This window comes from Streptomyces sp. NPDC040545, from assembly GCF_055595065.1.
In genome coordinates, this window is the sequence record NZ_JBVIWA010000056.1 from 1 (window position 1) to 2,025 (window position 2,025).

Genomic DNA, 2,025 nt, shown 5'->3' on the forward strand with positions numbered 1-2,025 from the left:
GGTTCTGGCTCACTTTCCGTGGAGCATGCACTCTGAGTGATGATCGTCGGGCGAGCGGGTCCGGGGGAAGACGCCCGGAATTGATCCGTACCGGGTGTGGTGTGGCTGACAGTTCGGCCCGTGGAAGAAGTGGTGCTCCGGCTGGAGGAGTTGCTGTTCCCGTCGATATCCGACGTGGTGGTGCTGTCCGTGGCCGTGAACGACGAGGCGGTTCACATCGAGGCCCGAAGCAAGGTGGCGGGGGCCATCTGTCCCGAATGCGGGATCTGGTCACGGCGGATTCACAGCTCCTACCTGCGGTTTCCCGCTGATGTGCCCAGCGGAGGCAGACGGGTCGCTCTCTGTTTACGGGTCCGCCGGTTCCTCTGCCCGGTCACCTCGTGCGGGCGGCGGACCTTCGCCGAACAGCTGCCGGGTTTGACTCGTCGGTACGGCCGGCGGACCGAGCGCCTGCGGTCGACGCTGGCTGCGGTGGGCCTCGCGCTCGCCGGCCGGGCCGGTGCTCGCATGGCGAGAGTCTTCGGCGTGTCTGTCAGCCGGAGTACGGTGCTCAGGCTGGTCGAAGCGTTGCCCGACCCCGAAGTTCCAGCCCCTCGGGTAGTCGGCGTCGATGAGTACGCGACCCGCAAAGGCCGCCGCTACGGGACCGTCCTGGTCGACGTCGAAAGCCGGCGTCCAGTGGACCTGCTGCCCGACCGGGAGGCGTCCAGCCTGGCCGCTTGGCTCGCGAATCGGCCCGGGGTGGAGGTGGTCTGCCGCGATCGTGCACCGTTCTTCGCCGAAGGTGCCACGGCCGGGGCACCACAGGCGGTGCAGGTCGCGGACCGGTGGCATCTTTGGCACAACCTGAGCGAGGCTGCAGAGCGGTGCGTCGCAGACCACCGCGGATGCCTGCAGGTTCTGGCGCCAGATCCAGCCCAGCCTGCCCCCGAGCCGGAGAGGTTCGAAGACCCCTCCGGCTCGCCCTGGCCGAGGGGACACCGCTTCGCCGACCGCACCCGCGTCAACCACGCGACCGTCCACGAACTGCTGGCCGCCGGGCTCAGCCGGAGGGCGATCGGCCGCCAACTCCGGATGACCTCCCGCACCGTCAAGCTCTTGGCCGACGCAGCCACCCCGGAGGAACTGTTCCAGGGGCAGTGGCAGGGCCGGCCATCCAAACTCGATGCCTTCAAGCCCTACCTGGATGACCGCTGGAACCAAGGCTGCACGACCGCCTGGAGGGTGTGGGAGGAGATCGTGCCGCTCGGCTATCAGGGCAGTTACCAGCGGGTTCGCGCCTATTTCCGGGAGAAGCGGCTCTCGCCAGGCGCCGTCACCGCTCGGCCGCCATCACCTCGTGTCGTCGCCGGGTGGATCCTCCGCCGGCCGGAGAACCTCAACGAGACGGAGCACCTTCGACTCAAGGCCGTTCTGGTCCACTGCCCTGAACTGGACGCCCTCACCGGCCACGTCCGCTCCTTCGGCCGGATGCTCACCGAGCGCCAGGGCGACCGGCTGCCGCAGTGGCTCGATGCCGTCCGGCAAGATGACCTCCCCGGCCTCCATACCCTTGCCGCAGGCATCGACCGCGACCGGGATGCAGTCATCGCCGGCCTGACCCTGCCCTGGAGCTCAGGCGTCGTCGAAGGCCACGTCAACCGGATCAAGATGCTCAAACGCCAGATGTTCGGCCGGGCCGGCTTCCATCTTCTCCGCAAGCGCGTCCTGCTCTACTCGTGATGCACAGGTCAGACCGCATCATCAAGGAGCCCGAAGCCTTCCGGAAACCCTTCCAGGAACTCCCGGCGTGCGGGGTCGGACTCGGCTTCGGCCATCGTCCCGAGCAGATCGATCAGTTCGCTCCGTTGCTCGCTCGACAGCTTGCTGACCAGGTGGGCGACACCCTCCAGCACCTTGACGGCGTCGTCCGGATCCATCTGCTCGTCTTCACTGCCCTCGATGAACCACAGGACATCGACCAAGGCCGCGGCCAGGGCGTGAGCCAGAGACGAGTACACGGGCATGAAGGCGGTCTCCCAGCAG

2 protein-coding genes are annotated in these 2,025 nt (G+C 67.8%); one reads left to right on the forward strand and one right to left on the reverse strand.

Going from position 1 to position 2,025, the window contains the following annotated elements; genetic code table 11:
• Window positions 1-120: 120 nt before the first annotated feature.
• The gene (locus ACZ573_RS38355) at window positions 121-1,722 is read left to right on the forward strand and encodes an ISL3 family transposase (RefSeq protein WP_471313582.1); all 1,602 of its coding nucleotides are present in this window, start codon (window positions 121-123) and stop codon (window positions 1,720-1,722) included.
• A gap of 8 nt (window positions 1,723-1,730) precedes the next feature.
• Here the strand turns inward: ACZ573_RS38355 and ACZ573_RS38360 are convergent.
• Window positions 1,731-2,025, reverse strand: a 295-nt coding sequence (locus ACZ573_RS38360) for a hypothetical protein (RefSeq protein ID WP_471313587.1), incomplete at its 5' end; no start/stop codon positions are given.